Annotated in this window: 25 protein-coding genes and 1 pseudogene; 21 read left to right on the top strand and 5 right to left on the bottom strand. The window is 41.7% G+C overall.

The window, feature by feature from the left end; translation table 11 throughout:
* Window positions 1–25: 25 nt before the first annotated feature.
* The 15 genes from ACWATR_RS24995 to ACWATR_RS25065 all read left to right on the top strand — a co-directional run bounded on the left by ACWATR_RS24995 (window position 26) and on the right by ACWATR_RS25065 (window position 18,788).
* Window positions 26–1,291, top strand: coding sequence for a ScyD/ScyE family protein (locus ACWATR_RS24995; RefSeq protein ID WP_460338361.1), 1,266 nt, complete (start codon window positions 26–28; stop codon window positions 1,289–1,291).
* A 133-nt stretch (window positions 1,292–1,424) separates the two neighbouring features.
* A complete protein-coding gene (locus ACWATR_RS25000) occupies window positions 1,425–2,807 on the top strand; it encodes a ScyD/ScyE family protein (protein WP_460338363.1) in 1,383 nt (460 codons plus the stop codon).
* 178 nt (window positions 2,808–2,985) lie between these two features.
* Window positions 2,986–4,170 carry a scytonemin biosynthesis PEP-CTERM protein ScyF gene (gene scyF, locus ACWATR_RS25005; protein WP_460338365.1) on the top strand — a complete coding sequence of 395 codons (1,185 nt, stop codon included), beginning with the start codon at window positions 2,986–2,988 and terminating at the stop codon, window positions 4,168–4,170.
* 157 nt (window positions 4,171–4,327) lie between these two features.
* Entirely contained in the window at window positions 4,328–5,617 is a 1,290-nt protein-coding gene (locus ACWATR_RS25010) for a glycosyltransferase family 4 protein (RefSeq protein WP_460338367.1), read from the top strand.
* An 18-nt stretch (window positions 5,618–5,635) separates the two neighbouring features.
* Entirely contained in the window at window positions 5,636–6,727 is a 1,092-nt protein-coding gene (tyrA, locus tag ACWATR_RS25015; protein ID WP_460338369.1) for a bifunctional chorismate mutase/prephenate dehydrogenase, read from the top strand.
* A gap of 11 nt (window positions 6,728–6,738) precedes the next feature.
* The gene (locus ACWATR_RS25020; protein WP_460338371.1) at window positions 6,739–7,383 is read left to right on the top strand and encodes a DsbA family oxidoreductase; all 645 of its coding nucleotides are present in this window, start codon (window positions 6,739–6,741) and stop codon (window positions 7,381–7,383) included.
* Complete coding sequence (locus tag ACWATR_RS25025; RefSeq protein ID WP_460338373.1) at window positions 7,380–8,564, top strand: 3-dehydroquinate synthase; 1,185 nt, start codon at window positions 7,380–7,382, stop codon at window positions 8,562–8,564. The genes ACWATR_RS25020 and ACWATR_RS25025 overlap by 4 nt, the downstream gene beginning before the upstream one ends.
* Window positions 8,565–9,048: 484 nt before the next feature.
* Window positions 9,049–11,253, top strand: coding sequence for an anthranilate synthase (locus ACWATR_RS25030; RefSeq protein ID WP_460340659.1), 2,205 nt, complete (start codon window positions 9,049–9,051; stop codon window positions 11,251–11,253).
* A gap of 222 nt (window positions 11,254–11,475) precedes the next feature.
* A complete protein-coding gene (gene trpC, locus ACWATR_RS25035) occupies window positions 11,476–12,303 on the top strand; it encodes an indole-3-glycerol phosphate synthase TrpC (protein WP_460338375.1) in 828 nt (275 codons plus the stop codon).
* An 81-nt stretch (window positions 12,304–12,384) separates the two neighbouring features.
* The gene (locus ACWATR_RS25040) at window positions 12,385–12,633 is read left to right on the top strand and encodes a hypothetical protein (protein WP_460338377.1); all 249 of its coding nucleotides are present in this window, start codon (window positions 12,385–12,387) and stop codon (window positions 12,631–12,633) included.
* 48 nt (window positions 12,634–12,681) lie between these two features.
* A complete protein-coding gene (gene trpA / locus ACWATR_RS25045) occupies window positions 12,682–13,509 on the top strand; it encodes a tryptophan synthase subunit alpha (protein ID WP_460338379.1) in 828 nt (275 codons plus the stop codon).
* A 329-nt stretch (window positions 13,510–13,838) separates the two neighbouring features.
* The gene (gene trpB, locus ACWATR_RS25050; RefSeq protein WP_460338381.1) at window positions 13,839–15,068 is read left to right on the top strand and encodes a tryptophan synthase subunit beta; all 1,230 of its coding nucleotides are present in this window, start codon (window positions 13,839–13,841) and stop codon (window positions 15,066–15,068) included.
* 90 nt (window positions 15,069–15,158) lie between these two features.
* Window positions 15,159–16,247, top strand: a complete 1,089-nt coding sequence (trpD, locus tag ACWATR_RS25055) for an anthranilate phosphoribosyltransferase (protein ID WP_460338384.1) — start codon at window positions 15,159–15,161, stop codon at window positions 16,245–16,247.
* 232 nt (window positions 16,248–16,479) lie between these two features.
* Complete coding sequence (gene aroF / locus ACWATR_RS25060) at window positions 16,480–17,580, top strand: 3-deoxy-7-phosphoheptulonate synthase (protein ID WP_069068851.1); 1,101 nt, start codon at window positions 16,480–16,482, stop codon at window positions 17,578–17,580.
* Between the two features lie 245 nt (window positions 17,581–17,825).
* Window positions 17,826–18,788 (top strand): general stress protein, encoded by a 963-nt coding sequence (locus ACWATR_RS25065; protein WP_460338386.1) that lies wholly within the window; start codon window positions 17,826–17,828, stop codon window positions 18,786–18,788.
* Between the two features lie 266 nt (window positions 18,789–19,054).
* On the opposite strand, the gene ACWATR_RS25070 is transcribed toward ACWATR_RS25065, so the two are convergent.
* Both ACWATR_RS25070 and ACWATR_RS25075 read right to left on the bottom strand, forming a co-directional pair.
* Window positions 19,055–19,255 carry a heavy-metal-associated domain-containing protein gene (locus ACWATR_RS25070; protein ID WP_460338388.1) on the bottom strand — a complete coding sequence of 67 codons (201 nt, stop codon included), beginning with the start codon at window positions 19,253–19,255 and terminating at the stop codon, window positions 19,055–19,057.
* A 460-nt stretch (window positions 19,256–19,715) separates the two neighbouring features.
* Window positions 19,716–20,528, bottom strand: coding sequence for an SDR family NAD(P)-dependent oxidoreductase (locus tag ACWATR_RS25075; protein ID WP_460338390.1), 813 nt, complete (start codon window positions 20,526–20,528; stop codon window positions 19,716–19,718).
* A gap of 207 nt (window positions 20,529–20,735) precedes the next feature.
* Between ACWATR_RS25075 and ACWATR_RS25080 the strand changes: the two genes are divergently transcribed.
* Window positions 20,736–21,713 (top strand): threo-3-hydroxy-L-aspartate ammonia-lyase, encoded by a 978-nt coding sequence (locus tag ACWATR_RS25080; RefSeq protein ID WP_460338392.1) that lies wholly within the window; start codon window positions 20,736–20,738, stop codon window positions 21,711–21,713.
* Window positions 21,714–21,747: 34 nt separating this feature from the next.
* Here ACWATR_RS25080 and ACWATR_RS25085 read toward each other — a convergent pair.
* From ACWATR_RS25085 to ACWATR_RS25095, 3 genes and pseudogenes are all read right to left on the bottom strand, one after another.
* A pseudogene (locus ACWATR_RS25085) lies at window positions 21,748–21,870 on the bottom strand (Uma2 family endonuclease); the annotation flags it as partial.
* Between the two features lie 213 nt (window positions 21,871–22,083).
* Complete coding sequence (locus ACWATR_RS25090; protein WP_460338394.1) at window positions 22,084–22,491, bottom strand: HNH endonuclease; 408 nt, start codon at window positions 22,489–22,491, stop codon at window positions 22,084–22,086.
* On the bottom strand, window positions 22,488–22,847 hold the full coding sequence (locus tag ACWATR_RS25095; protein WP_460338396.1) for a hypothetical protein: 360 nt from the start codon (window positions 22,845–22,847) through the stop codon (window positions 22,488–22,490). Before ACWATR_RS25095 ends, ACWATR_RS25090 begins: the two co-directional genes overlap by 4 nt.
* A 262-nt stretch (window positions 22,848–23,109) precedes the next feature.
* On the opposite strand from ACWATR_RS25095, the gene ACWATR_RS25100 reads away from it, so the two are divergent.
* The 5 genes from ACWATR_RS25100 (at window position 23,110) to ACWATR_RS25120 (ending at window position 25,342) form a co-directional block, all read left to right on the top strand.
* The gene (locus ACWATR_RS25100; RefSeq protein WP_460340663.1) at window positions 23,110–23,184 is read left to right on the top strand and encodes a hypothetical protein; all 75 of its coding nucleotides are present in this window, start codon (window positions 23,110–23,112) and stop codon (window positions 23,182–23,184) included.
* A gap of 18 nt (window positions 23,185–23,202) precedes the next feature.
* Window positions 23,203–23,469 (top strand): hypothetical protein, encoded by a 267-nt coding sequence (locus tag ACWATR_RS25105; protein WP_460338398.1) that lies wholly within the window; start codon window positions 23,203–23,205, stop codon window positions 23,467–23,469.
* Between the two features lie 104 nt (window positions 23,470–23,573).
* A complete protein-coding gene (locus tag ACWATR_RS25110; RefSeq protein WP_460338400.1) occupies window positions 23,574–23,732 on the top strand; it encodes a hypothetical protein in 159 nt (52 codons plus the stop codon).
* Window positions 23,733–24,024: 292 nt separating this feature from the next.
* On the top strand, window positions 24,025–24,192 hold the full coding sequence (locus ACWATR_RS25115) for a hypothetical protein (protein WP_460338402.1): 168 nt from the start codon (window positions 24,025–24,027) through the stop codon (window positions 24,190–24,192).
* A 223-nt stretch (window positions 24,193–24,415) separates the two neighbouring features.
* Entirely contained in the window at window positions 24,416–25,342 is a 927-nt protein-coding gene (locus ACWATR_RS25120; RefSeq protein ID WP_460338404.1) for a hypothetical protein, read from the top strand.
* The last annotated feature ends 28 nt before the right edge of the window (window positions 25,343–25,370 follow it).

A 25,370-nucleotide genomic window follows, 5' to 3' on the forward strand; every position in this document is an offset into this window, starting at 1 on the left:
TGAATTAACAAAGGACAAATGACAAATGACAAAGGACAAAAATATGAAACTGAAGCCACTCACTATTACCATCCTAACTTTTTGTGTTGCCGTTTTTTCGGGAATGAAAGCTGCCTCCGCTGCATCGTTTTCCGTAATCGCCGACGGTCTATATAATGCCGGAGGTCTGAGTTTTGGCCCTGATGGCAATCTTTATGTTACAGAGGCAGGAATCGGGGGAAATGGGGCTTGTGTTCCACCACCAAGTGGTCAAGGCGATTCTTTATGCTATGGCACTAGTGGTGCAGTTAGCAAAATTGAGAATGGTAAAACCGAACGCATACTTACAGGACTTCCTTCTTTAGCATTACCAGATGGTACTGGAGCCGGTGGGCCTCGTGATATCCAATTTGATGCTAAAGGTAAACCTTATGTTCTGATTGGGTATGGGGCGAATCCAGCATTTCGCGATCGCAATTTAGGTTACACTGACCTCGGTAAAATCATCGCTCCCGATTTTAATACTAATTCCTGGACGAGTGTTGCCGATTTAGCTAACTATGAACTCGCCAACAATCCCGATGGTGGTGATGTCGGTAGCAATCCCTTGGGTTTTGTCATCGATGGCAATAAGTTAGTTGCAGTTGATGCAGGTGCAAACGACCTACTTAGTGTTAATACTGATAGCGGGAATTTGCAATCTATAGTTGCGTTTCCCCAAGACATACTGACTAATCCAGTCTTTCCACCCTCTGGTACACCATCCAATGAACCTGCACAGGTTCCATCTCAAGGTGAAGAGGTGCGATCGCAGTTTGCAACTCAACCAGTACCCTCAAGTGTGGCAAAAGGCCCTGATGGCGCTTATTACGTCAGCCAATTTACTGGTTTTCCCTTCCCTGAAGGTGGGGCAAAAATCTATCGAGTCGGTGCTGATGGTAAATCATCAGTTTTCGCCGATGGTTTCACCCAACTTACAGACTTGGAATTTGATACTGAAGGCAATTTATATGCTTTGCAGTACGCCAATCAGTCAGCCTGGAAGGGTGATTTTGATGGTTCTGTCATCAAAATAGCTGCTGATGGGACACGCTCAACTCTTCTGAGTGGCAATGGATTAGAGTCACCTAGCGCCCTGACTATTGGTGCTGATGGTGCAGTATACGTCACAAACCGGAGCGATCGCCCAGGACTTGGACAAGTGATCAGAATTGAGAATACCAAATCTGTCCCTGAACCCAATTCTGCTTTCGGCGTGTTTGCGATCGGTGCTTTGGGCATTGGTTGGTTGCACAAAAAGAGAAGTTACTAAACCTCCCATAAATGGAGTTGTGGCGCTCAAGTAAAGAGTTTCAAACCAATCCTAAGTTCCTCAAAGACTGGGATTAGTCATCTTTTAATAACCATAAAGTTTTCCACTTATTTAATTCTCAATCTCCAAAGGTATGAAACTCAAATCATTTGCTCTTACATCTCTGACATTTTGTTTTGCTGCTATTTGCGGAACACCATCTGTACAAGCTGCAACATTAACGACAATTGTCGATGGAATCAGTAATGCACGGGCTGTTAGCTTTGGCCCTGACGGCAGTCTTTACGTAGCAGAGCCAGGTATCGGCGGAAACGGAAATTGCCAACCATCTCCGAGTACCTTGTTTCAGCCTATTTGTGCTGGTAATAGTGGTTCGCTGGTCAAAGTTGCATCAGATGGAACCACACAGCGTCTATTCAATAACTTTGAATCTATAGCAGAGCAACCCAGTGGCAACCAAGGCGCTGGTATTCAAGACGTACAATTCGACTCTCAAGGGAATGCTTATCTTCTAACTGGGTTTGCTGGTTATCCAGGAAATCGTGATTTAGAATCACTTAACCTTGGTGCTAATTTCCCGATCCCAGAGCAGCAACTTGTTACTTTCCCGCCATCCACACCCGATAAAGTACTGAATACCCCGCTTTTAGCACAACTTTTCAAAGCTGATTTGAACACCGGAGAACTAGAAAGTATTTTCGACTTCGGCAAGTATGAAATTACTAATAATCCAGACGGTGGGGACGTAGTTACCAACCCCTTTGATTTGACCGTTAGTGGTGATACTGCTTATGTCGTTGACGGGGGTGGAAACACCGCCTACAAAGTCAAACTTGATGGAAGTGACTTTCAGGCGATCGCAATTCCCCAAAAAGTCCTTAGTGCCTCATCATTACCACCCCTTCCACCAGGACAAGAACTGCCTCCAGGTTTAGTAGAGGTACTTCCAGGAGGAAACATCGCAATTCAATCAGTACCTACAGGTGGCACAATCGGCCCCGATGGAGCCTTATATGTTGCCGAATATTCAGGTTTTCCATATCCAGAAAATGAATCGCGGATCTTCCGCATCGGCGAAGATGGCAACCCAGAGGTTTTTCTGGATGGGTTTACGCAAATCACAGACTTAACCTTTGATGAAGAAGGCAATTTACTAGTCTTACAGTTCGGCGACGAATCTCAGTTGCAGGGTGACTTACGGTTTCTTCCCGGTTCTCTAATTCAAGTTGCTCCAGATTTAACTCGGACAACATTGGTGGCTGCTGGTGAAGGACTAGAATCATCTGCTGGAATCGATATTGGCCCTGACGGGAAGATATACATCACCAAGCGCGGTGTTGGCCCAGAACTAGGTTCAGTTGTTCGTGTGGATAATGTCGTTACAGAAAGAGTCCCCGAACCTACCTCAATCTTGGGATTATTAGCACTTGCTAGTGTAGGCGCAACTGGTGCGATCGCCAAGCGCAAACGCCAAAACAAGTTGGGTGAATTGCTAGCCAAAGCAGAGATAGTCTAATTCCTCATTACCAGCCTATTCTGTCAGGCATAGCTTACAGAATAGGCTGCTGCCCCACACAGAAAGTTGCATTTCAAACAAGAGGCAGCAGCCCGAATATTAGGGTTCCCCAACTAGGACTGGGAACAAAATTAGTCTAGGAAAGAGTATACACTCATACAACCAGGACTTCAAACTCATGGGATTAGTCAAAAATGTGTCGCTTGCTATTCTCGGTACAGGATTCACCGTGTTGGCAACAGTGGCCCAAGCCAAAGCTGTAACATTAACTTACGACAGAAGTATTGGTAGCCCCGGCTTCGGCCCTGGAGAACTTTTTGTTCCCCAAGGGATAGCGGTGGATAGCCAAGGGAATACCCTCATAGCTAACGGACGCGGTATTAACCCCGCAGATGGTACTCCTAACTACGACCTCGGTAACAAAATTGAAATATTTAATCCTAGCGGTCAGTATATTGGAGCAATTGGCTCCGGCGGCACAGGGCCCGGACAGTTTGACGAGCCAACAACTGTAGACTTTAATCCAGTAACAGGGGATCTGTATTCGGGTGATGTTTACAACAACCGCATCAATCAATTTGATTCTCAGGGTAACTTTATTAGATCCTTTGCAAACGGAGATTTTACCCCTCGCGTAAATGATAGAATTTTCTTTGGCCCATCTGGTTTGACATTTGACAAAACTGGCAACGTTTACGTAGGTGATTTTAACGGCGAAAGAATCCTTAAATTCACACCAGACGGACAGCCAATTGGTGTCATTGGTGGCGCTCTTGGCACTGCACCTGGGGAATTCCAAGGTGTAGCAGGTATAAGAATTTCCCCAGTTAGTGGAAATATCTTTGTAGCTGACCAGTATAACAACCGGGTTCAAGTACTCGATCCAAATGGTAGCCCTCTGTTGGCATTTGGTTCAGCAGGTAGCGAACCTGGACAGTTTCTTCAGCCAATTGGCATCGAAGTGGACGACCAAGAGAATATTTATGTAGCTGATTCTATAAACAGCCGTGTTCAGGTATTTGATAAAAACGGTAACTTCTTGACTTCCTACGGTGAACCAGCCCTAGATGCATCAGGCAACCCAGTCCCGCCTCCAGCATTAACTGGCCCTCCTTTTGGCAACCCCCTCGACCTTACTCCCGGCAGATTTAACTGGACGGGTGGCACAACCCTCAAAGATGACAAGCTGTATGTGGGCGATTTCTTTCAAGGTCGCGTCCAAGTTTTAAACGTAGAAGGCAGAAAGCAAGTACCGGAGCCTAGTTCAGCATTGGGTTTAGCATTGCTCGGACTTGGGGCTGCTACTATCACATTGCGGAAACGTGGACAACAAAAGCCAGCCTTTAATTTAAAGAATTACTAATTCGTAATTAAAGAGTTTTGTAGTTTCGTAGGGTGCGTTATGCCCTTGGCTAACGCACCATCTCAATAATTTCGGTACGTTACGCTTCGCTACTGGCTAATTGTAATTACGAATTACGAATTACAAAATCAAGGTGCTTCCAGGACATTAACATTTCATGCACATTCTGATTTATTCATACAATTATCATCCAGAACCAATTGGTATTGCACCTTTGATGACTGAACTAGCAGAAGGGCTAGTGAAGCGGGGGCATCAAGTGCGGGTAATTACAGGTATGCCTAACTATCCTCAGCGTCAGATTTACGACGGATATCGGGGTAAGTTATACGTTACTGAACAGAAAAATGGTGTCAAAATTCAGCGTAGCTACCTGCGAATTAAGTCTAAACCTAACCTCCTAGACCGTCTACTGCTAGAGTTGAGCTTTGTTTTTACAAGTTTGCCACAAGCCCTTAAGGGTGAACGACCTGATGTAATTCTCTTAACAGTACCGCCGCTACTAGTTTGTTTACCTGCAACTTTGATAGGTTGGCTATACAATTGCCCAGTAGTGCTGAATGTGCAAGATATTCTCCCGGAAGCTGCTGTGCGTGTTGGGCTAATTAAGAATAAGTTGATGATTAAAGCTCTGGAAGCTTTAGAAAAATTTGCCTACCGAACTGCACATACTATTAGCGTAATTGCCGATGGCTTTGTAGATAATTTAATCAATAAAGATGTACCTGCTAATAAAATTGCTTGCATTCCCAATTGGGTAAATTTAAATTTTATTCGCCCTTTACCGAAGGAGAATAACTTCTGGAGAACTACTCATCAACTAGATGGTAAATTTGTAGTGCTTTATTCAGGTAATATTGCTCTCACTCAAGGTTTGGAGACAGTCATAGAAGCAGCAGTTCGGTTGCGTCATCTCAAAGAAATTGTCTTTGTCATAGCCGGTGAATCCCAAGCCCTCGAAAGGTTGCAGAAACATTGTCTTGCTTGTGGTGCTGATAACGTTTTGCTGCTACCGTTGCAAGCGCGAGAAAAACTACCGCAAATGTTAGCAGCTGCCGATGTGGGGTTGATTGTGCAAAAGTGCAATGTGATTTCCTTCAATATGCCTTCTAAAATACCACTGTTGTTAGCTAGTGGCCGCCCAATTGTGGGTTCAGTTCCCGCTACTGGGACTGCTGCGAAAGCTATCAAAGAAAGTGGCGGCGGCGTTATCGTTGAGCCTGAGTCAGCAGATGCTTTGGCTGCGGCGGTGCTGGATTTATATAATCAGCCGGAATTAGCAGCAAAATTAGGTCGTAAAGGAAGAAAGTTTGCGGTAGAAAACTATTCCTTTGAACAAGCGCTAGATCGGTATGAAGAGTTATTTTATGATGCGATCGCAAAAGAAGCAACGACTCTGGATATCTTGCCAGAAATGAGTTCCAAGGAATCACTTGTTGATATTTGAAAATTGGGGATAGGAAAAATGCCTTTGAAATCCTCTTATTCTGAGCATCTGAAAAAAACTGACCAGAGCTTGATCGCCCTACTTAGCGATCGCATATCATTATTAGCAGCATCAGAACAACCTTCTTTAGATGAACAACTGGCTGATGTCGCTCCCCTACTCGCTCAAGCTGGTATTCCTGAGTCTATTTGGGTTGCTGTGCTGAAGAGTTGTCACGCTACTCTGATTCCTAAATCTGCCACAAATCATGTCAGCCCCCGACAAATTACCATCATCGGTGGACGCGGTAGGATGGGAAGATTATTCAAAGAGCAGCTTTCGCTAGTAGGTCATAATGTTAGCGTTCTCGAACATGAAGATTGGGAATATGCAGAAAAACTGTTAAGTCAGACAGAACTAGTATTAGTCAGCGTTCCTATTGAACATACGGTTGATGTTATCAAGCGAGCAGCAAAATATCTTAATCCAACTACAGCTTTGTGTGACATCACGAGTATTAAAACTCAGCCAACTCAGGCAATGCTCGAACATCATTCTGGCCCAGTCATGGGTTTACATCCAATGTTTGGGCCAAATATAAAATCGTTTTTGGGACAAAAAGTGGTAGTGTGTCCAGGTCGGAACGATGATTCATTTGAATGGTTATTAGACTTTATTAAAAATAAAGGTGGAGAGTTAATTGTTTGCACGCCTGAAGAACATGATCAAATAATGGTGATTGTTCAAGCAACGCAGCACTTCTGTAGATTTAGTCTTGGCGTTTTCTTAGCACAAACAAGAGTGGACATAGAGCAGAGTTTAACAATGTCAACTCCTAACTACCGTCAAGAAATTGATATTCTTAAACGTTTGTTTTCCCAAAATCCTAATTTATGTGTTGATATTATGCTGGCTACCGAAGAAAGATGTAATGCTATTAGTTTTTTAGCTAATACTTACAGCCGATTAGCGAAACTGGTGGCAAGGAAAGATAGAGACGCATTAATTAAAGAATTTGAAAATACTCAAAGCTTTTTGGAAGAAAAAATTAACACTTTTCTCCAGCCTTTACACACAACGACTCTCCAGCGAGATTTTAAACCACAGATGCACACAAATATTAGCATTTGAGTAAAAAAATTATGCTGATAGATATCTTTCACGATACCGTTTGCCCTTGGTGCAGAATTGGGAAAAAACATCTGTTTGATGCATTGGCACAATGGCAAGAACAAGAAGTGCATATCCGATGGCATCCTTTTCTTTTGGATAATACCGTTCCTGCTGAAGGTTATGAATTTCGTAGCTTTATGCAAAATAGAAAAGGCATGAAAGCGGAAGAATTGCAACAGATGTTTGATTATACGCAACGCGCGGGTGAGGCGGCTGGAGTTAAGCTAGATTTTGAAAAAGTTCGTTTGGCTGTCAATACTAAGCTTTCTCATCAACTGATTGCACTTGCACCCACAAGCATAAAAAACAATGTTGTAGAAGCTATTTATAAAGCTTACTTTGAAGACGGTTTGAACCTCGGAGATATTAACGTTATTGTTGCCATCGGTACAGCATATCAGATGGATGCTGGCGAATTAAAGTTGCAATTAAATAATCATGCTGTGAGTGATGCAGTTGTTGCTGAATCAACATTTGCTCGGTTAAATGGCATTAACAGCGTGCCGTTTTTCATCATGAATAATCAAGTCAAGGTAAATGGTTCTCACTCGGTAGAGGTGTTCCTCGAAACTTTGAATCGTGCTGCACTTTTAGATATACCTGCAAAAATATGATAGTTGACATCAAGCAAAAAAGTAGATTAATTCATCAACGTGTTGCGGTTACTTTCAACTACGAGGTTTACTTCACTCAAAATTTATTTGAGTTGAAAAACCCGACGCTAGCGCAAGTGGTTACAGCAGATGGGGAGACAAAGCCGAAGAAATTAATTGCAGTGGTAGACGCAGGAATATTAAAGTTTCAACCGGAATTGGTGAAGCAATTAGTCGCGTATACCAAGTTTTATGCAGAAGTACTAGCGATCGCAGCTGAACCCATGATAATTTCGGGAGGAGAAGCTGCCAAAAACGATCGCACTTTAGTAGAGCAAATCCACCAACAGATTGAAGCCACCGGATTATGTCGCCACTCTTACATATTAGCGATCGGGGGCGGGGCGATGTTGGATTTGGTAGGTTATGCAGCCGCAACTGCTCACCGGGGAATTCGCCTGATTCGCATTCCGACAACGGTGTTAGCGCAAAATGATTCTGGGGTTGGCGTAAAAAACGGCATCAACGCCTTTGGTAAAAAGAACTTTCTCGGCACATTTGCGCCACCTTATGCTGTTATAAATGATTCTGCCTTCTTGACAACCCTAGACGATCGCGATTGGCGTTCTGGGATTGCAGAAGCCGTCAAAGTGGCGCTGATTAAGGATGCTAACTTTTTTGATTATATTTACTCTCACAGCGCAGCCCTGGCGCGGCGAGACATGGATACTATGCAACAGGTTATCTATCGTTGCGCCCAGTTGCATTTAGAACATATTGCCAATAGCGGCGATGCTTTTGAAATGGGTTCGTCTCGTCCCCTGGATTTTGGACATTGGGCGGCTCATAAACTGGAGCATTTGACTAATTATCGCTTGCGTCATGGCGAAGCAGTTGCGATCGGTATTGCTTTGGATAGCACCTATTCTTATTTATTAGGATTGCTTGATTGCTCAGAATGGCAACGGATATTAAATACTTTATCGGCTTTGGGTTTCACGTTGTATGTGCCAGAACTAGCCCAGAATTTATCACAATTGGAACATCCTGATTGTTTGTTTCGGGGTTTAACTGAATTCCGCGAACACTTGGGGGGAGAATTGACTTTAATGTTGTTACAAGGGATTGGGAAAGGAATTGAGGTTCATGAGGTGAATTTGTTGTTGTATAGGGAAGCAATATCGCTGTTGAGGGAGTTTTAGGATCGGATTTTAAACGCAGAGGGACGCAAAGGGAAGCGCAGAGTAACGCAGAGGTTTAATGAGATGATCTACTACTTTTGAGGGAGGCGGTGAATTTTAAACAGCGTTACTCGGAAAAGTACTAGATAAGCAGTATAAAAAGCGAATAAATTGACACCCGATCGAAAAATTATTCAATGTATTATCTGCTTGATATCTAGTACTCTTAAGTAAGAAGCGACAAGTTTTTGATTATATTTTTCACAAATAATCCGTAGATTAAAATAGGTTGATTTAGATTGATATCAAGTTATCTAAGTTAGTTAGAGCATTCATAAATATTCTTTTTTCTCTACGATACACTTCGCGTTGGCAAAGCCTCTAGTAGATAAGGCGATTATTTAATCTTCACAACTCAGATAGCATCGTCATATCTACAAACAACTATTAATCATGACAAATGACAAATGACCAATGACAAATGACAATTAGTGAGAAATTACCCATGATTTTTGATTCACGTTCTTATAAAACCCTTGGCGGTGTAAGTGTTTCTCGCTCCATCACTGAAGTGAAGATGGACACTGCCCTTGAAGATATTCTGTTTCACTTAAATTCTCAGCGTGGAGGCTTGCTAAGAAGCAGCTACGAATATCCAGGCAGATACAAAAGATGGGCGATCGGATTTGTCAATCCTCCACTGGAATTGACTACACAGGAAAATGCTTTTAATTTGATAGCGTTAAATGAACGTGGTCAAATACTTTTACCATTACTTTTAGAGTGCTTATCTAACTCGACACAACTTGAGAAAGTTACTCTAGATAATAACAATATTGTTGGCTTCGTTAAATCTACAAAAAGATTATTTACTGAAGAAGAACGCAGTAAGCAACCTTCAGCATTTACTGTTGTCCGCGAAGTTCTACACACTTTTTCTAGTCAAGAAGACGAGCATTTAGGATTATATGGCGCGTTCGGTTATGACTTAGTTTTTCAGTTTGAACCAATTACCCAAATTCTGGAACGTCCTACAGATCAGCGTGATTTGGTGCTTTATCTACCAGATGAATTGATAGTTGTTGACTACTATCAGCAACGGGCATTTCGTCTCCAATATGATTTTAAAACAGCGCACGGCAACACGAAGAATTTGCCTCGAACAGGTGAGTCTGTTGATTATCGCGGAAAACATCTTTTCCCGAATCAAGCTGCTGATCATAAAGTAGGCGAGTATGCCAAAAAAGTTGAGGCTGCACTCGATTATTTCCGCCGAGGCGATTTATTTGAGGTTGTTCCTAGTCAAAACTTTTTTGAAGACTATGAAGATGAACCCAGCAAACTATTTGAAACTTTAAAGGATATAAATCCTAGTCCTTATGGGTTTATTTTTAATTTAGGTGGAGAATATCTGATTGGCGCATCTCCAGAAATGTTTGTGCGAGTTGAAGGGAAACGGGTAGAAACTTGTCCTATTAGTGGCACTATTAGCCGGGGATTAGATGCTCTTGATGATGCGGTGCAAATTCGTCATTTACTCAACTCCCACAAAGATGAAGCTGAGTTGACCATGTGTACTGATGTCGATCGCAATGACAAATCCCGAATCTGTGAACCTGGTTCAGTACAAGTGATTGGTCGTCGCCAAATTGAATTATACAGCCACTTGATCCATACTGTGGATCATGTTGAAGGTATATTGCGATCGCAATTTGATGCTTTAGATGCCTTTCTTTCCCACACTTGGGCGGTTACAGTCACCGGCGCACCTAAAAAAGCCGCCATAGATTTTATCGAACAGCATGAACGCAGCGCCCGCCGTTGGTATGGTGGAGCAGTCGGCTATTTAAATTTCAACGGCAATTTAAATACTGGATTAATTCTGCGGACAATTCGATTAAAAGACTGCATCGCCGAAGTGCGAGTTGGCGCTACTGTCCTTTATGACTCCATACCCCAAGCAGAAGAACAAGAAACAATTACGAAAGCTGCTGCTTTATTTGAAACGATTCGCCGTGTTAAGCAAACGAGTCAGAAAATTGATGAATCCAGTTCCCTAAAATTAACTAAAATCTTCCCCAGTGGAGCAGATGGCAAACGTATCTTACTAATAGATTATGAAGACTCATTTGTTCATACATTAGCTAATTACATTCGCCAAACTGGTGCAAGCGTTACTACATTACGTCACGGTTTTTCTGATTCACTATTCGACACAGAACGCCCTGACTTAGTTGTATTATCTCCTGGCCCTGGTAGACCAAGTGACTTTGGAGTTTCGGAAACTATCGGCGCCCTTCTTTATCGCCAAATTCCTATTTTCGGAGTTTGTCTAGGACTGCAAAGTATCGTTGAAGCTTTTGGCGGAGAATTGGGAGTTCTCAACTATCCTCAACATGGTAAATCTTCACGGATTTTCGTTACTGATTCCGATTCTGTCACCTTCAAAAATTTACCGGAATCCTTCACAGTCGGTAGATATCACTCACTATTTGCCCTACCGCAGCATTTGCCAAAAGAACTGAAGGTGACAGCAATTTCTGATGACAACGTAATTATGGGCATTGAACATCAGACACTCCCCATCGCCGCCGTTCAGTTTCATCCAGAATCAATCATGACTTTAGCAGGAGAAGTCGGTCTGGAAATCATTAAAAATGTGGTACGGGCATATACGCAAATCGAAGAGTCATTAGTCATTGGTCATTAGTCATTAGTCATTGGTCATTGGTCATTAGTCATTTGTCATTTGTCATTTCTCGTTCCCATGCTCTGCATGGGAATGCAATCCTTGAGGCTCCGCCTCATACCAGATTAACAGTGTTTTTAGTTGTAATGGGTAGGCAGAGCCTACCCAGAATGCATTCCCAGATGGAATCTGGGAACGAGAATTGAGAATAAACTCATCACTTCTTCCTTCCCTAAGAATTTTATGATTAAGCAAGTTACGACTTCCCGCCATATTCTTGAAGAGATTGTGTTGCATAAAAGGCAAGAAGTTGCACAGATGCAGCAGGAATTTTCTTTAGCTGATTTGCAACAGCAGTTAATTGCGGCTCCAACTGTCCGAAATTTCCTGGCTGCTTTACAACAAAATCCTCAGCAACCTAGCTTAATTGCCGAGGTAAAAAAGGCATCACCTAGCCGTGGGATTATTCGGGCAGATTTTGACCCTGTAGCGATCGCTCAAGCTTATGAACGAGGTGGCGCAGCTTGTCTATCAGTCCTCACTGATCATAAGTTTTTTCAGGGCAGTTTTGATAATCTGCGTGGTATCCGTCAGCAAGTAGCATTACCCCTACTGTGCAAGGAGTTCATCATTGACCCCTATCAAATTTATTTAGCACGGACAGCAGGTGCAGATGCCGTTTTGTTGATTGCCGCTATATTATCAGACCAAGAACTTCAAAGCTTTTTGCGACTAATTCACTATTTGGGCATGAATGCACTGGTAGAAGTCCATACCTTAGCTGAACTGGATAGGGTGCTAAAGCTTGACGATTTACATTTAGTAGGAATCAACAATCGCAATTTAGAAGATTTTACCGTTGATTTAGGAATCACACAGCAACTTTTAACACAGCGCCAGCAATATTTGCAAAGTTTAGATATCACCGTCGTTAGTGAGTCTGGACTGTATACACCTGCTGATTTATCTTTTGTTGCTGAAGCTGGTGTCCGTGCGGTTTTGGTTGGAGAGTCTTTAGTTAAACAAAGCGATGTAGAACAAGCTGTGCGTAATCTTTTGAGCCTTTCTTAGAATACAGACCTAACCCCCAGCCCCTTCCCTGCAAGGGAAGGGGAGTAAGATTCAAAGCCTCTCTCCTTTTAGGAGAGAGGTTTGGAGAGAGGTCAAAGACTCGTTAACGGAGCTAAAAGCCTCATTAATGGAGTTCAAAGCCTCATTAATGGAGCTAAAAGACTCATTAATGGAGCTAAAAGACTTATTAATGGAGATAAAAGCCTCATTAATGGAGCTAAAAGACTCATTAATGGAGCTAAAAGACTCATTAACGGAGATAAAAGCCTCATTCACGAGTATCAAAGACTCATTAACAAAAAATTTAGCGTGGGTATCGCTAATTGCTAAGTGTTGATTATTCCAGAACTATTAACCAATCATTAACTATTTTTCAGAATGACTTCTATATCTGCTTCCTTTCAAACTTTACGCGATCGCCAACAGTGTGCTTTAATCCCCTTTATCACAGCAGGCGATCCTAACTTAAAAACCACTGCTGAAGCTTTACGTATCTTAGATCGCAACGGTGCTGACTTTATCGAGTTGGGCATTCCCTACTCCGATCCTCTCGCAGATGGGCCTGTAATTCAAGCAGCAGCAACTCGCGCTTTGCAAAAAGGCACGAAATTAGAGCAAGTGCTAGAGATGTTAGAAGCTGTAACTCCTACCCTGAAAGCGCCAATAATTCTATTTACTTATTACAATCCCATTTTGCACCGGGGTATTAAGTCATTTTTAGCGCAAATTGCTGCCGCTGGAGTGCGCGGGTTAGTAGTGCCAGATTTACCCTTAGAAGAAGCAGAAGAATTAATCCAGACTGCTGCATCTTTTGGAATCGAGGTAATTTTACTCGTAGCTCCTACCAGTTCTAAAGATAGAATTTTAGCGATCGCTCGTCAATCTCAAGGTTTTATCTACTTAGTCAGCGTCACCGGAGTTACAGGTATCCGCGCTCAAATCCAAGACCGCGTAAAAGATTTAATTACCGACTTGCGAAGCGTCACCGATAAACCAATTGGCGTTGGTTTTGGCATCTCAGCACCAGAACAAGCGCATCAAGTCATGGAATGGGGAGCAGATGCAGTGATTGTTGGTAGTGCCTTCGTCAAACGTTTAGCTGAAGGTAGCCCAACTGAGAGATTGCAAGCCGTGGAAAAATTTTGTCAGGAACTCAAAGCAGCTATTACCCCAGTATCCCTGCAACAAGTTGGTTCGGCTAAGTAAAAAGGTACATCATAGTCCTCTCTCGAAGAACCTACGGTGTAAACACAAGTCTGAAATAGCTGCATTAGCCAAGGTTTTACCCCACCCTAACCCTCCCCTTGGAAAGGGGAGGGAACTGGATTTCTTTTTCCCCCCTTTGCAAGAGGGAGAGAACTGGATTTCTTTTTTCCCCCTTTGCAAGGGGGAGAGAACTGGATTTCTTTTTCCCCCCTTTGCAAGGGGGGATTAAGGGGGGTAAACCCTAGGGTGGGGTTCCTTTACCTCACTCAACCGAGAACCGCTATATTCAGTTCTCAAAAATATATTTCAACATAAAAGGATTTTAACCAGTGGTAAGCATACAAGACATCAAAACTGCAACCGTTCAACCAGATTCTTTGGGCAGATTTGGAAAATTCGGAGGTAAATACGTCCCAGAAACCTTAATGCCTGCATTAAGTGAATTAGAAGCAGCATTTCATCAATATCGCAACGAGCCGAGTTTCCAAGCAGAACTGCAAAACTTACTGCGTGATTATGTAGGAAGACCCAGCCCATTATATTTTGCGGAACGCCTGACAACAAACTACGCTAGACCAGATGGCACTGGGCCGCAAATATATTTAAAGCGTGAGGATTTAAATCATACAGGCGCTCACAAAATTAATAATGCTTTAGCTCAAGTGTTGCTAGCTAAACGCATGGGTAAGCAACGGATTATTGCAGAGACAGGTGCAGGACAACACGGCGTAGCAACTGCAACTGTGTGTGCGCGGTTTGGTTTGAAATGCGTGATTTACATGGGCATCCATGATATGGAACGCCAATCGCTGAATGTGTTCCGCATGAAATTAATGGGTGCAGAAGTTCGTCCAGTAGAAGCGGGTACTGGCACTCTCAAAGATGCAACTTCCGAAGCAATTCGGGATTGGGTGACAAATGTGGAAACAACCCATTACATCCTCGGTTCCGTTGCCGGGCCTCATCCTTACCCGATGATTGTCCGTGACTTCCACGCGGTAATTGGTGTAGAAACTCGCGCTCAATCCCAGGAGAAATGGGGAGGATTACCAGATATTTTACTAGCTTGCGTGGGTGGAGGTTCCAATGCCATCGGCTTATTCAATGAATTTGTCCATGAACCTTCGGTGCGTCTAATCGGAGTCGAAGCAGCGGGTGAAGGTGTAGATACAGAAAAACACGCTGCTACCTTGACAAAGGGAAAAATAGGTGTATTGCATGGTGCAATGAGCTATTTACTGCAAGATGATGATGGTCAAGTCATCGAAGCCCATTCAATTAGCGCCGGATTAGACTATCCCGGTGTAGGGCCAGAACATAGTTATTTAAAGGATCTTGGTCGCGCCGAATATTACAGCGTCACCGATAAACAGGCGTTAGATGCATTCCAAAGACTTTCGCAACTAGAAGGAATTATCCCAGCTTTGGAAACTGCTCATGCGATCGCATATCTCGAAACCCTTTGTCCTCAATTAAAAGGCAATCCCCGCATCGTCATCAACTGCTCTGGTAGAGGTGACAAAGATGTGCAAACCGTCGCCAAAGTCCTGATTCCTTAATTTTCTTGTCATTTGTCATTTGTCCTTTGTCCTTCGTGAATGACCAATGACTAATGACTGATGACTAATGACTAATGACAAATACCCAATATGATAGCTCTAACTCAAATTCCACCTGAAATCCCCGTTACTCCTGAGTTCTACAACTGGCCAGCTTTATTGCAACAGTTGTTAAATCGGCAATCGTTGACGGTTTCCCAAGCTACAGATTTGATGCAAGGTTGGCTCACAGATGCCATTCCCCATGTCCTATCAGGAGCAATTTTAGCCGCAATCCAAGCTAAAGGCGTATCCGCCCAAGAATTAGTAGGCATGGCCACCGTCTTACAATCCCAGTCCCCAGTCCCCAGTACCCAATCCCCAATCCCCCTAATTGACACCTGTGGAACTGGTGGAGATGGCGCTTCAACTTTTAACATTTCCACTGCTGTCGCCTTTGTCGCCGCCGCCGCCGGGGTAAAAGTTGCCAAACATGGCAATCGTTCAGCATCTAGCAAGACTGGTTCGGCTGATGTACTGGAAGCTTTGGGGATAAATCTCAACGCCACTCCTGAAAAAGTGCAAGCCGCAGTAGGTGAAGTTGGAATCACCTTTTTATTTGCTCCAGGTTGGCATCCTGCACTCAAAGCGATCGCTACTTTGCGAAAAACTTTGAAAGTGCGGACTGTTTTTAACTTACTCGGCCCGCTAGTAAATCCCATGCGGCCAACGGGGCAAATTATTGGTGTGAACGATCCGCTTTTACTAGAGGAAATCGCTCAAGCTTTATCGCAACTGGGATGTCAACAAGCGATCGCACTTCACGGACGGGAACGTTTAGATGAAGCTGGTTTAGCAGATGTCACTGACTTAGCTGTACTCCAAGATAAAAAAGTCCGTTCTCTAACGCTGAATCCTCAAGAACTTGGTTTGAATTTTGCCCCCACTGCGGCGTTACGCGGTGGAGATGTCGAAGAAAATGCCGAAATTTTGAAGGCAGTTCTCCAAGGTAAAGGTACTCAAGCGCAGCAAGATGTAGTCGCTTTAAATACAGCCCTCGCACTCCAAGTTGGTGAAGCCATTCCTGGGGAAACGGATGTTTTAGCCGGTTGTGTTAAAGGTATTGTCCTTGCGAAGGAAATTCTGCAAAGCGGCGCGGCTTGGACAAAACTAGAACAACTTGCGGCATTTTTGCACTAGACAAATCTCTCTTCGTTTCAGTGTACACACAAGTCGAATTACCCCCCTTAATCCCCCCGATGCATTGGGGGGAAACCGGAAAATCTTGTTCCCTCCCCTTTCCAAGGGGAGGGTTAGGGTGGGGTAAAACACCTGTGGGATAAGCGTTTGAGCTTAAGTTGACACCAAAGAGTATTGCTGTGTCCTACGAACGGACTGTATTACACCCAATAACTTACACAAGGAAAAATAGATGATTATCATACTTAAAAGCGGTACACCTGTTGAAGAAATTACTCGCATCAGCCAAGAACTGAGTGAAACTTGGAAAGTCACAGTTGAAAAAAGCGTTGGCACTCATAAAGTTGTCTTAGGGCTAATTGGTGATACCACCAGCATCGATAAATTACAGGTTCAAGAATTCAGTCCTTGGATTGAGCAAGTATTACGAGTGCAACAACCTTTCAAGCGGGTAAGTCGAGAATTCCGACATGGAGAAGCCAGCGAAGTTGTCGTACCTACACCTAACGGTGATGTCTATTTCGGTGAACATCACCCCATCGTAGTTGTAGCCGGCCCTTGTTCCGTTGAAAATGAAGCGATGATTGTCGAAACAGCAAAGCGCGTGAAGGCAGCCGGAGCAAAGTTTCTCCGTGGCGGAGCCTATAAACCCCGCACTTCACCTTATGCCTTTCAAGGTTATGGTGAAAGCGCTTTAGATTTATTAGCAGCAGCGCGGGAAGCTACTGGTTTGGGTATCGTCACAGAATTGATGGATGCTGCGGATTTATCAGCAGTGGCGAGAACAGCTGACATAATCCAAATTGGAGCTAGGAATATGCATAACTTCTCGCTGCTGAAAAAGGTAGGCGCTCAAGATAAACCTGTGCTACTCAAGCGGGGGATGTCTGCGACAATTGACGAGTGGTTGATGGCAGCAGAATATATTTTGGCGTCTGGAAACCCAAATGTGATTCTTTGTGAACGCGGAATCAGAACCTTTGATGGTAAATATGCCCGGAACACTTTAGATTTATCAGTGCTTCCGGTATTGCGATCGCTAACCCATTTACCGATTATGATTGATCCTAGTCATGGTACGGGTAGGTCTGAATATGTTCCATCGATGGCAATGGCTGCGATCGCAGCTGGTACAGATGCCTTAATGATTGAAGTTCACCCCAATCCCGCCAAAGCTTTATCCGATGGGCCTCAATCTCTCACCCCTGATAAATTTGACCGCTTAGTTCAAGAAATGTCAATTATAGGCAAAGTAGTCGATCGCTGGTCTACACCTACGTTTGATCGCATTAATGACAGCCGCATTCTCTTCACACCAGAACTATCAAAGTAGATAGAGTGTAATCCTAAACGATTTTTTGCAAAAGGCTAAACCCGATCAACGGATTTTTGAGACGAAAGAATCCGTTGATCGGGTTTTCATCAACTACCCCGCTCTGCTAATGCTGAGGGCGGGGTTTGTAATGAATTTTATTACTTAGGATGGTTTTGAGTTAAATAAAGTTGTATTTAAGATTACAGATAATGAAAAACTAGATTTGTGGAAAATTAATTTTCCCCTACTATCAAGGAGTAATAATGGTTTTAAGTGAATATCAACGTGCTGTAGGCGTATTTACTCATCGTCAAGACGCAGAACAGGCACTACATGAATTGAGAGATTCTGGCTTATTGATGGAGAAAGTATCTGTAGTTGTACAGAATGCAGACCGCAATCATGAGATTGCCAATGATGAAATTAAAGAGCGCACTGGTGATAAAGCTGACGAAGGCGCAACAGTAGGAGGGCTTTCTGGGGGCGCTGTTGGTGGGTTAACTGGTTTATTAGTAGGTCTTGGGACTTTAGCAATCCCTGGAGTTGGACCAATAATGCTAGCTGGCGCAGCGGCAACTGCTTTCGTTACAACCCTTGTCGGTGCAAGTATTGGTGCTGCTACTGGAACTTTTGCTGGCGCACTAGTTGGTTGGGGAATATCCGAAGAACAAGCTAAAACATACAACGAGCGAGTAGAGCATGGACACTATTTCATAATCGTGGATTGTACACCTGCTGAAATTCCTAAAGTAGAAGCAATTCTACAACGTTGGGGTATAGAAGAGTTTGGCATTTACGAGTATTTCAACAATGAGCAGAGAACTACAAATTATCTGACCACGACAACTTCTGCACCTGCCATTCCTAATAAAAGCGGAATTTTACCTAAATATGCTGTCGCTTACTTTAATAACTTAGATAATGCTGAAGCGGCAATTAACGATATGTATACCGCCGGTTTTCCAACAAACCAGATTTCCTTAATTTGCCAAAACTTGTCTCAATTGATTGGGTCAACAGACGTTAATGTAAGTGAGCGTTTTGACGCTATGAGACTCGGAATCCCAGATGATTGGGCACGCTTTTACAACGAGCAAATTGAGCAAGGCAATTACATACTTATCGTTAGTGGCACAGACAATGAGCTTGAACAGGCTAGCTTAATTCTAGGCAGTTATGGGGTTCAAGAATGTCAAATTTATGACCCGATGTTAATTCGTTCTTGAAAACGATTACCAGAAAATTTAACAATTTTGTAGAGCAAACAAAGAGACAGCAATACTTTCAAAATGCTACAGTCTTGATATGTATCTGTTACAGCTTATAATTCCGCATAAATCCAACTATTTCAAGCGTGTCAGAAGAGGAAAATATGCTTTATCAAGTAGAGTAATTAATAATATTCGCCCGTTTTACGGGCGAATATTATGACTAAGTAATTGTGCTAACTAAATTACATCATCTAAATCTCCTCAGACATTTAGAAATGTAATTAATAGCCCTCGATAGTATAACCAGCAGATTGAACTATCTGTTTAATTGACTCTTCAGAAGCCGCAGCTTCTACAGTTACAGTTTTTGCATTAACGTCCACATCTATTTTGGCATCAGATTCCATAGTCTGAATAGATTTAGTTATATTCTTGGCACAGTCATCACCTTTAATATTTGAAACTTTTAATTTAATTGCCATTATTTACCTCTTTACATCTTGGATTTATCTTTAATAAATAGAATAACGGTTGAGATAGTGAGTACACATCTTACTATGGTGATGTTTTTATATCCAGCTACTTCTGCCCAAATTTCACAGCATATATATATCCCAAAAAGCAGCTATCTTATGGCAGATATTGAAACATTTGAGAAGAGTGAAATTTAGAGTCACTAGGATATCATCTAGATACTATAGGAATCCGGTTTGATTACTGAAATCACTTGCGTAGGTAGGCAATAGGCAAAAGGCAATAGGCAATAGGATTTCAGAAGATTAAGGTGTACCAAGTTTTTTTCAAAAATCAAATATGAGTCCTATAGAAAACAGGGCATTAAACCCTGTTTTCTAGTCATTATGCCTCCCCTCTCTACTCAGCTTCATTGCTTTGAGGAAAGGGATTCCCGTGATTTAATTGAAAATATTATAGAGTATCTAACTACCTATTTTTTTTGAGTTCGTGCATACTTCTCACGACCTTTGTTACTAAATTTCTGGGCGTAAATCTTACGCTTTCAGTCAATAGCTTATTTCTCATCCCAGGAACAACAACAGTTTTGTTTTTCATTAAGCCCCGATAACCAATATTCGCAACGGTTGCTGTATCCATCATTCTGTTAACGTTTGCAATCTTGGAATCTTCCATTGCAGCAGTTTGTTGAAATTCTGATGCTGTTGGCCCCGGACAAAGAACAGTCACGCTGACACCTGTGCCCTCTAATTCATTAGCGATCGCTTCGGAAAATGATAAAACATAAGCTTTTGTAGCGAAATAAACTGCCATTAGAGGCCCTGGTTGAAAAGCGGCTGCTGAGGCAACATTCAATATTTTTCCATAGTCTTGCTCGACCATATCCTTGAGGAATAACTTAGTTAAATGAGTCAAACTGACCATATTTACCTGTAGCATTTTTAGTTCAAGGTTGAGGTCTGTTTCACTAAATGCTCCATAAGTACCAAAGCCAGCATTGTTAACCAGCACATCAATTTTGATCGATGCTTGCTGTAGTTCTGTGAAAATTTCTTCTGGCGATGTTGGTATAGATAAATCCTTAGTAAGAATTTTCACAAAAATGCCAAACTTTTGCGGGAATTCATTTATAATTTCGGTAAGCTTTTCTTCATTCTTATCGACTAACACAAGATTGTAACTATGACGAGCAAAAATCTGGGTTAATTGATAGCCTATTCCACTAGCCGCCCCTGTAATTAGAGCAGTTTTTTTTTGCCGAATTTCAGATGTTTTATTCATGTTGCGAAAATTACTAACGTGATAATTAATTTAAGCTTCATAATTTTAGCTACAGCAATATATAATGTTTGCTGTAGCTATTTTTATGGGGACAATAAATGATGCTATCCACCTGAAATTGAGTATGCTTCGATTCAGCATATTAGGCGCACATATAAAAATCTGTATCTATATAAACAAGAGCAAAAATATTTAATCTCATCATCAATGCCACAGCATAATTCTGTTACTATAACTGACGTGCAAGCAGCACAAGAGCGAATTTTGGGAATTGCCCACCGCACGCCTGTGCTGACTTCTACAATTGTTAACGATCGCACCAATAGCCAAGTATTCTTTAAGTGCGAGAACTTTCAACGCACAGGGTCATTTAAATTTCGAGGTGCGTACAACGCCCTAGCCCAACTATCGGTAGCAGAAAAGCAAACAGGTGTTCTCACCTATTCATCGGGAAATCATGCCCAAGCGATCGCCTTAGCTGGAAAAATCCTAAATATTCCCACCACCATTGTCATGCCTGATGATGCACCCATTGTCAAACAAACTGCCACTCGTGGCTATGGTGCAGAGATAATTTTATACAATCGCCAAGAAACAAACCGAGAAGAATTAGCCCAAAATTTAGCAGATGAGCGCTCTTTGATACTCATTCCCCCTTACGATCATCCCCATGTCGTCGCCGGACAAGGGACAACTGCTTTAGAACTGATCCAAGAAGTTGGTCAATTGGACTTATTATTAGTTTGTTGTGGTGGTGGTGGATTACTTTCAGGATGTGCGATCGCAGCCAAAGCACTTTTACCTAATTGTAAAGTAATCGGAGTTGAACCAGCCCTTGCTGACGATGCTACCCGCTCCTTTCACACCAAAACTCTGCAAACTGTCAAAAATCCTAATACCATCGCTGATGGTGCGCGGACTCCTAGCCTTGGTAGAATTACTTTTCCCTTAGTGCTGCATTACGTCGATGATATGGTGACGGTATCTGAAGAAGCGATTCTTCGCACCATTTTTTTCTTATGGGAACGCCTGAAAATTGTCGTTGAACCCACCGGAGTCCTCGCCGCAGCAGCTTTACTTGAAGGTGTGGTGACAGCACCAGAGGCGAAAATTGGTGTGATCATCAGTGGTGGAAATGTAGATTTGGCGCAAGTTGGTAAATTGTTTTCTGTGGGATTGGATTGAAAAGTTAAATTCCCAATTGACCGTATTAATATATTCAACGAGGAAGAGTATCATCTAAGCGAAGTTGAAGACGGGGCAAAAGCGGTGATTTTATTAATTGATTTAATCGATATTGCTGTTGAGTATAAGTGTCTTCAACTAGTTGACAGACAGTGAATTATTATCCCTCGCGGGGATGGAAAAATTGAGCGCAGTTGGCAGTGCGATCGCACTTGTAATGATGCGTTGGATGTGGGCGATGTCTACAATGGGCTATTCGGCGATCGCACTCTGAAAAATTGTGTCAAATCAGTGATGTCTGGCGACAAGAAGCGTAGCTCTCTACGCAAGTCAAATAAATAGCTTAGTGGCATGAGGATGAACAGCAAACCTAAGAATACTGACCTGCCCAGATCAATCTGTCCCGTTCTTCTAAACGTTCTGATTGATTAAATTGGAGAATTGCAACAGTTACGCGCCCAACTGCTGTTAATGGTGCAATCTCTGCTCTATTCAGCTGAAAGTGATCGCTCCATTTTTGAGTCCTTGGATTGAAAAAGGGTGTTAGTTTCCCCGTTTCAGGATCGAGTGACCCCAAATCAGTACCCTTTGCACGATTACAATATGGACAGGCGAGAGCTAGATTTTCTGCTTCGGTAGTGCCACGATGTTTTTCGGCAATAATATGTTCCATCTCAAAGCTAAATAGTGCCGCACTCTGAGGAAATAAGCAGTACTCACACCTTTGGTTCGCTCTTTCAATTACGAGTTTCCGTAATTGGGCTGATACATAACTCATGGATTTTGGCGTAATTGCTCGAAGGTATGAGCTTTTGCCATACGGACAAGATGTTCTATGGTCAAATAGCGTTCTAGTTCCGCTTCACCTTTGGCTGAAAGTGTTCCTGCTTTACTTTGTGCTAGCAAATCACTGACACGAGCCTGGAATTCTGCTGAGGGTCGGATTGCTAGAATTTGTTCTGGTGTAGGCTGACTGGCTAACAACCCAATAATCTGTTTCTCATCGAGAAAATTGCCAGACTGTTCGCTCAATAACTCTTTTAGACCGCGTTCTACTATCTCTTGTAAACGGTCTTGGAACTGCTGTAATTGCTGTCCTAGCTCCTCAGATACCTCAACAGTGATTTGCATCATCTAGCTCTGTTATTTTTTAAATCTATCTATTAGCTATAAGTCTAGCTATAAATTTATCTATTAGTTTGATTTTACAAGTATCTGGTATAACTAGTTACTGAGATCGCACTGCTGATGATGCGGTTAATGTGGGCGATCGCTCTTGTTTGTTTACGAAAGCCTTAAGTTGAAATTAACTTGCTAAAGTTGCCTTGTGTGAGTAAGGGAAAACACGCAAACTATAGAAGAAATCTTTGAATCAGCTAATAAGCATGTCTTAAATATCGCGGAGAGTACTGTCAGATTCTATGTTAATCATATTTTTGGCAAGCTAAACATTAGCGATCGCATCAAGTAAAAAAAAGGAAAAATGCTCATGAAGCAAGTAATTTTAGTTTGTTCTCTATTTGCTGCTCAGATAGTGTTGGCACCAGCTTTTGCTGCTCCCGCAGGAAGCTACACTCGGACTTGCAGAGGCATTGAAGAATCAAGATATAATAATGGCGGGCAATACATCGATAGGTTGTCAGCAAGTTGTCAGGATCGACGGGGTAGATGGGTAAATACATACTTAGACAACTATCGTTCTTGTAAAGCACGTACAATTATTAACAATAATGGGCAATTACAATGTAAAAAATAGTCAGTCTTCTTCTAGCTACACAGTGTCATTGCAAATGTAGCAAAGTAAAATCAAGTATAAACCTTGTATGGCGATCGCACCCCCTAATATTCATATCCTCAAAAATGCGATCGCTCTCCTACCAACTGTCTCAAAGAAGCGATGTCTACGACGGGCTACGCCTACGCACAGATGATGAACGGTGTGATATAGGCGATCGCACTTTTGATGATGGGGTTTATGTGGGCGATCGCTCTTGTTTGCTTACGAAAGCTTTAAGTTGAAATTAACTTGCTAAAGTTGCATTGTGTAAATAAGGGAAAGTACGCAAACTGTAATTATGTAACAACTAAAGGTTAAGGAAAATACCAATGCTCAATCTTAGAAAACCAAGCCTGCACATAGGTTTAATGATTCTTGCTTTTTGTGGTTTAGCTTTGGATGCGGGTTCTACTAGCAAAGCTTTTGCCTCAATCTCGAACTCTGTTAGTTATCCGAAGATTACTAACTCTTCTGTGCTTAGATTTCACACTTTATCAACTAATTCTCCAACCCAGTTAGCTAGCAAGGGCAGAGGTGCAAGACCAAGACCAAGACCAAGAAGGGCCAGGAGTTGAAATTAACTTGCTAAAGTTGTCGGGTGTAAGTAAGTTAAACTATACAAACTGTAATTGTGCAACAACTATGCTGAAGTTATCCCTCTTCTGTCACTTTCCGGGAGGGCGATCGCTAGAAGCCTCATGAGGCAATCAATACAAGCTATACTTTAAAAAAATAGGTCTTGTATTTGTTATTAGAAAATAATCGCGCGATCGCTTGCTATACAAAAGCTCTAGATTTTAGAAAAGGCAAATCTCTTCGGAGAGTGACAGAAGAGGGATATATCTCAAGTAACTTCAAGCCTTTTACTTTCAGTAGATGAAATTCGTGTAATTCATACGGAATAGGGTATTAATAAAGGATTGTCATGAGCAATACAATTGATAATTTAAAAGTTTATCATCGAACTTTAATGAGTAAATATGTAGATATAATTCAAAAAAATACGACGCTTTCCAATAAGTCTTGCTCTGTTTTAAAAGATTACTTACACATAACTTTTAATGATATTGAAAATTCTTTAACAAAAAAGCTTAGTATACCTATTCTGGGTAGAGTTTTTGCATTAATTATTAAAGCTATAGTTTTCTTGTTTTTATGTGCTTATTGTATTGAATTATGGATTATTACTATCGTAATAGCTAAAACTCCCTTAATAAATAGATTTGGTAGATTTCTGACTTTGCAAAATATAAGTTTACACATTAAAGCAAAATCTAATGAATTAGAAAATGTATATAAATTAATATTAATTAATAAGCAAGATAATCCTGATTCAGGAAAAAATAGACTTTGGCTTGAACAAGCTATTCAAGATTGTAATCATTTGTCTTCTGTCATTAACTTAAATAAGATTGTTTTTATAAGTAAAGTTATATGGAGTTGTTTTAGTATATTTGGGTTATTAAAAATATTGTCAGATTTTTTTAAAAGTAACAATGATCTATTTTTAACTACTTTTATAGTTTGTATACTATTAATAGCTATCTCTCCTCTTATACTATTTCCTTTTATTTACAAAAGAGTATTTTTTGTTAAAAATGAAATTTACGAGTTAGAAAATAAGTTATTTAAAGCTATTGAAATAAATAGAGGAATACCTCTAGAAAATAAGGATTTTTCATGGGATTTTTTGATATATATAATAAACTTCATGGCAAGATTTTTGTTAGTTTCAGTTTTGTTTTCTTCATTGAGAATAACTAAATCTATTTTTGAAGCAGGAGATATATTATTATTATCTGTAGCTGCAATAAGCTTTACGACATTATTTATAACACGGCAATTACGTTAATCTTATTTAAAATTTGGCATTCAAGAGT

Source organism: Nostoc sp. UIC 10890 (assembly GCF_054786515.1).

What these genes read in the sequence shown, in the direction of transcription:
- ACWATR_RS24995 (WP_460338361.1), top strand. Translation starts at nt 26, where the DNA reads ATGACAAAGGACAAAAATATGAAACTGAAGCCACTCACTATTACCATC.
- ACWATR_RS25000 (WP_460338363.1), top strand. Translation starts at nt 1,425, where the DNA reads ATGAAACTCAAATCATTTGCTCTTACATCTCTGACATTTTGTTTTGCT.
- scyF (WP_460338365.1), top strand. Translation starts at nt 2,986, where the DNA reads ATGGGATTAGTCAAAAATGTGTCGCTTGCTATTCTCGGTACAGGATTC.
- ACWATR_RS25010 (WP_460338367.1), top strand. Translation starts at nt 4,328, where the DNA reads ATGCACATTCTGATTTATTCATACAATTATCATCCAGAACCAATTGGT.
- tyrA (WP_460338369.1), top strand. Translation starts at nt 5,636, where the DNA reads ATGCCTTTGAAATCCTCTTATTCTGAGCATCTGAAAAAAACTGACCAG.
- ACWATR_RS25020 (WP_460338371.1), top strand. Translation starts at nt 6,739, where the DNA reads ATGCTGATAGATATCTTTCACGATACCGTTTGCCCTTGGTGCAGAATT.
- ACWATR_RS25025 (WP_460338373.1), top strand. Translation starts at nt 7,380, where the DNA reads ATGATAGTTGACATCAAGCAAAAAAGTAGATTAATTCATCAACGTGTT.
- ACWATR_RS25030 (WP_460340659.1), top strand. Translation starts at nt 9,049, where the DNA reads ATGATTTTTGATTCACGTTCTTATAAAACCCTTGGCGGTGTAAGTGTT.
- trpC (WP_460338375.1), top strand. Translation starts at nt 11,476, where the DNA reads ATGATTAAGCAAGTTACGACTTCCCGCCATATTCTTGAAGAGATTGTG.
- trpA (WP_460338379.1), top strand. Translation starts at nt 12,682, where the DNA reads ATGACTTCTATATCTGCTTCCTTTCAAACTTTACGCGATCGCCAACAG.
- trpD (WP_460338384.1), top strand. Translation starts at nt 15,159, where the DNA reads ATGATAGCTCTAACTCAAATTCCACCTGAAATCCCCGTTACTCCTGAG.
- aroF (WP_069068851.1), top strand. Translation starts at nt 16,480, where the DNA reads ATGATTATCATACTTAAAAGCGGTACACCTGTTGAAGAAATTACTCGC.
- ACWATR_RS25065 (WP_460338386.1), top strand. Translation starts at nt 17,826, where the DNA reads ATGGTTTTAAGTGAATATCAACGTGCTGTAGGCGTATTTACTCATCGT.
- ACWATR_RS25070 (WP_460338388.1), bottom strand. Translation starts at nt 19,255, where the DNA reads ATGGCAATTAAATTAAAAGTTTCAAATATTAAAGGTGATGACTGTGCC.
- ACWATR_RS25075 (WP_460338390.1), bottom strand. Translation starts at nt 20,528, where the DNA reads ATGAATAAAACATCTGAAATTCGGCAAAAAAAAACTGCTCTAATTACA.
- ACWATR_RS25080 (WP_460338392.1), top strand. Translation starts at nt 20,736, where the DNA reads ATGCCACAGCATAATTCTGTTACTATAACTGACGTGCAAGCAGCACAA.
- ACWATR_RS25090 (WP_460338394.1), bottom strand. Translation starts at nt 22,491, where the DNA reads ATGAGTTATGTATCAGCCCAATTACGGAAACTCGTAATTGAAAGAGCG.
- ACWATR_RS25095 (WP_460338396.1), bottom strand. Translation starts at nt 22,847, where the DNA reads ATGATGCAAATCACTGTTGAGGTATCTGAGGAGCTAGGACAGCAATTA.
- ACWATR_RS25105 (WP_460338398.1), top strand. Translation starts at nt 23,203, where the DNA reads ATGAAGCAAGTAATTTTAGTTTGTTCTCTATTTGCTGCTCAGATAGTG.
- ACWATR_RS25110 (WP_460338400.1), top strand. Translation starts at nt 23,574, where the DNA reads ATGCGATCGCTCTCCTACCAACTGTCTCAAAGAAGCGATGTCTACGAC.
- ACWATR_RS25120 (WP_460338404.1), top strand. Translation starts at nt 24,416, where the DNA reads ATGAGCAATACAATTGATAATTTAAAAGTTTATCATCGAACTTTAATG.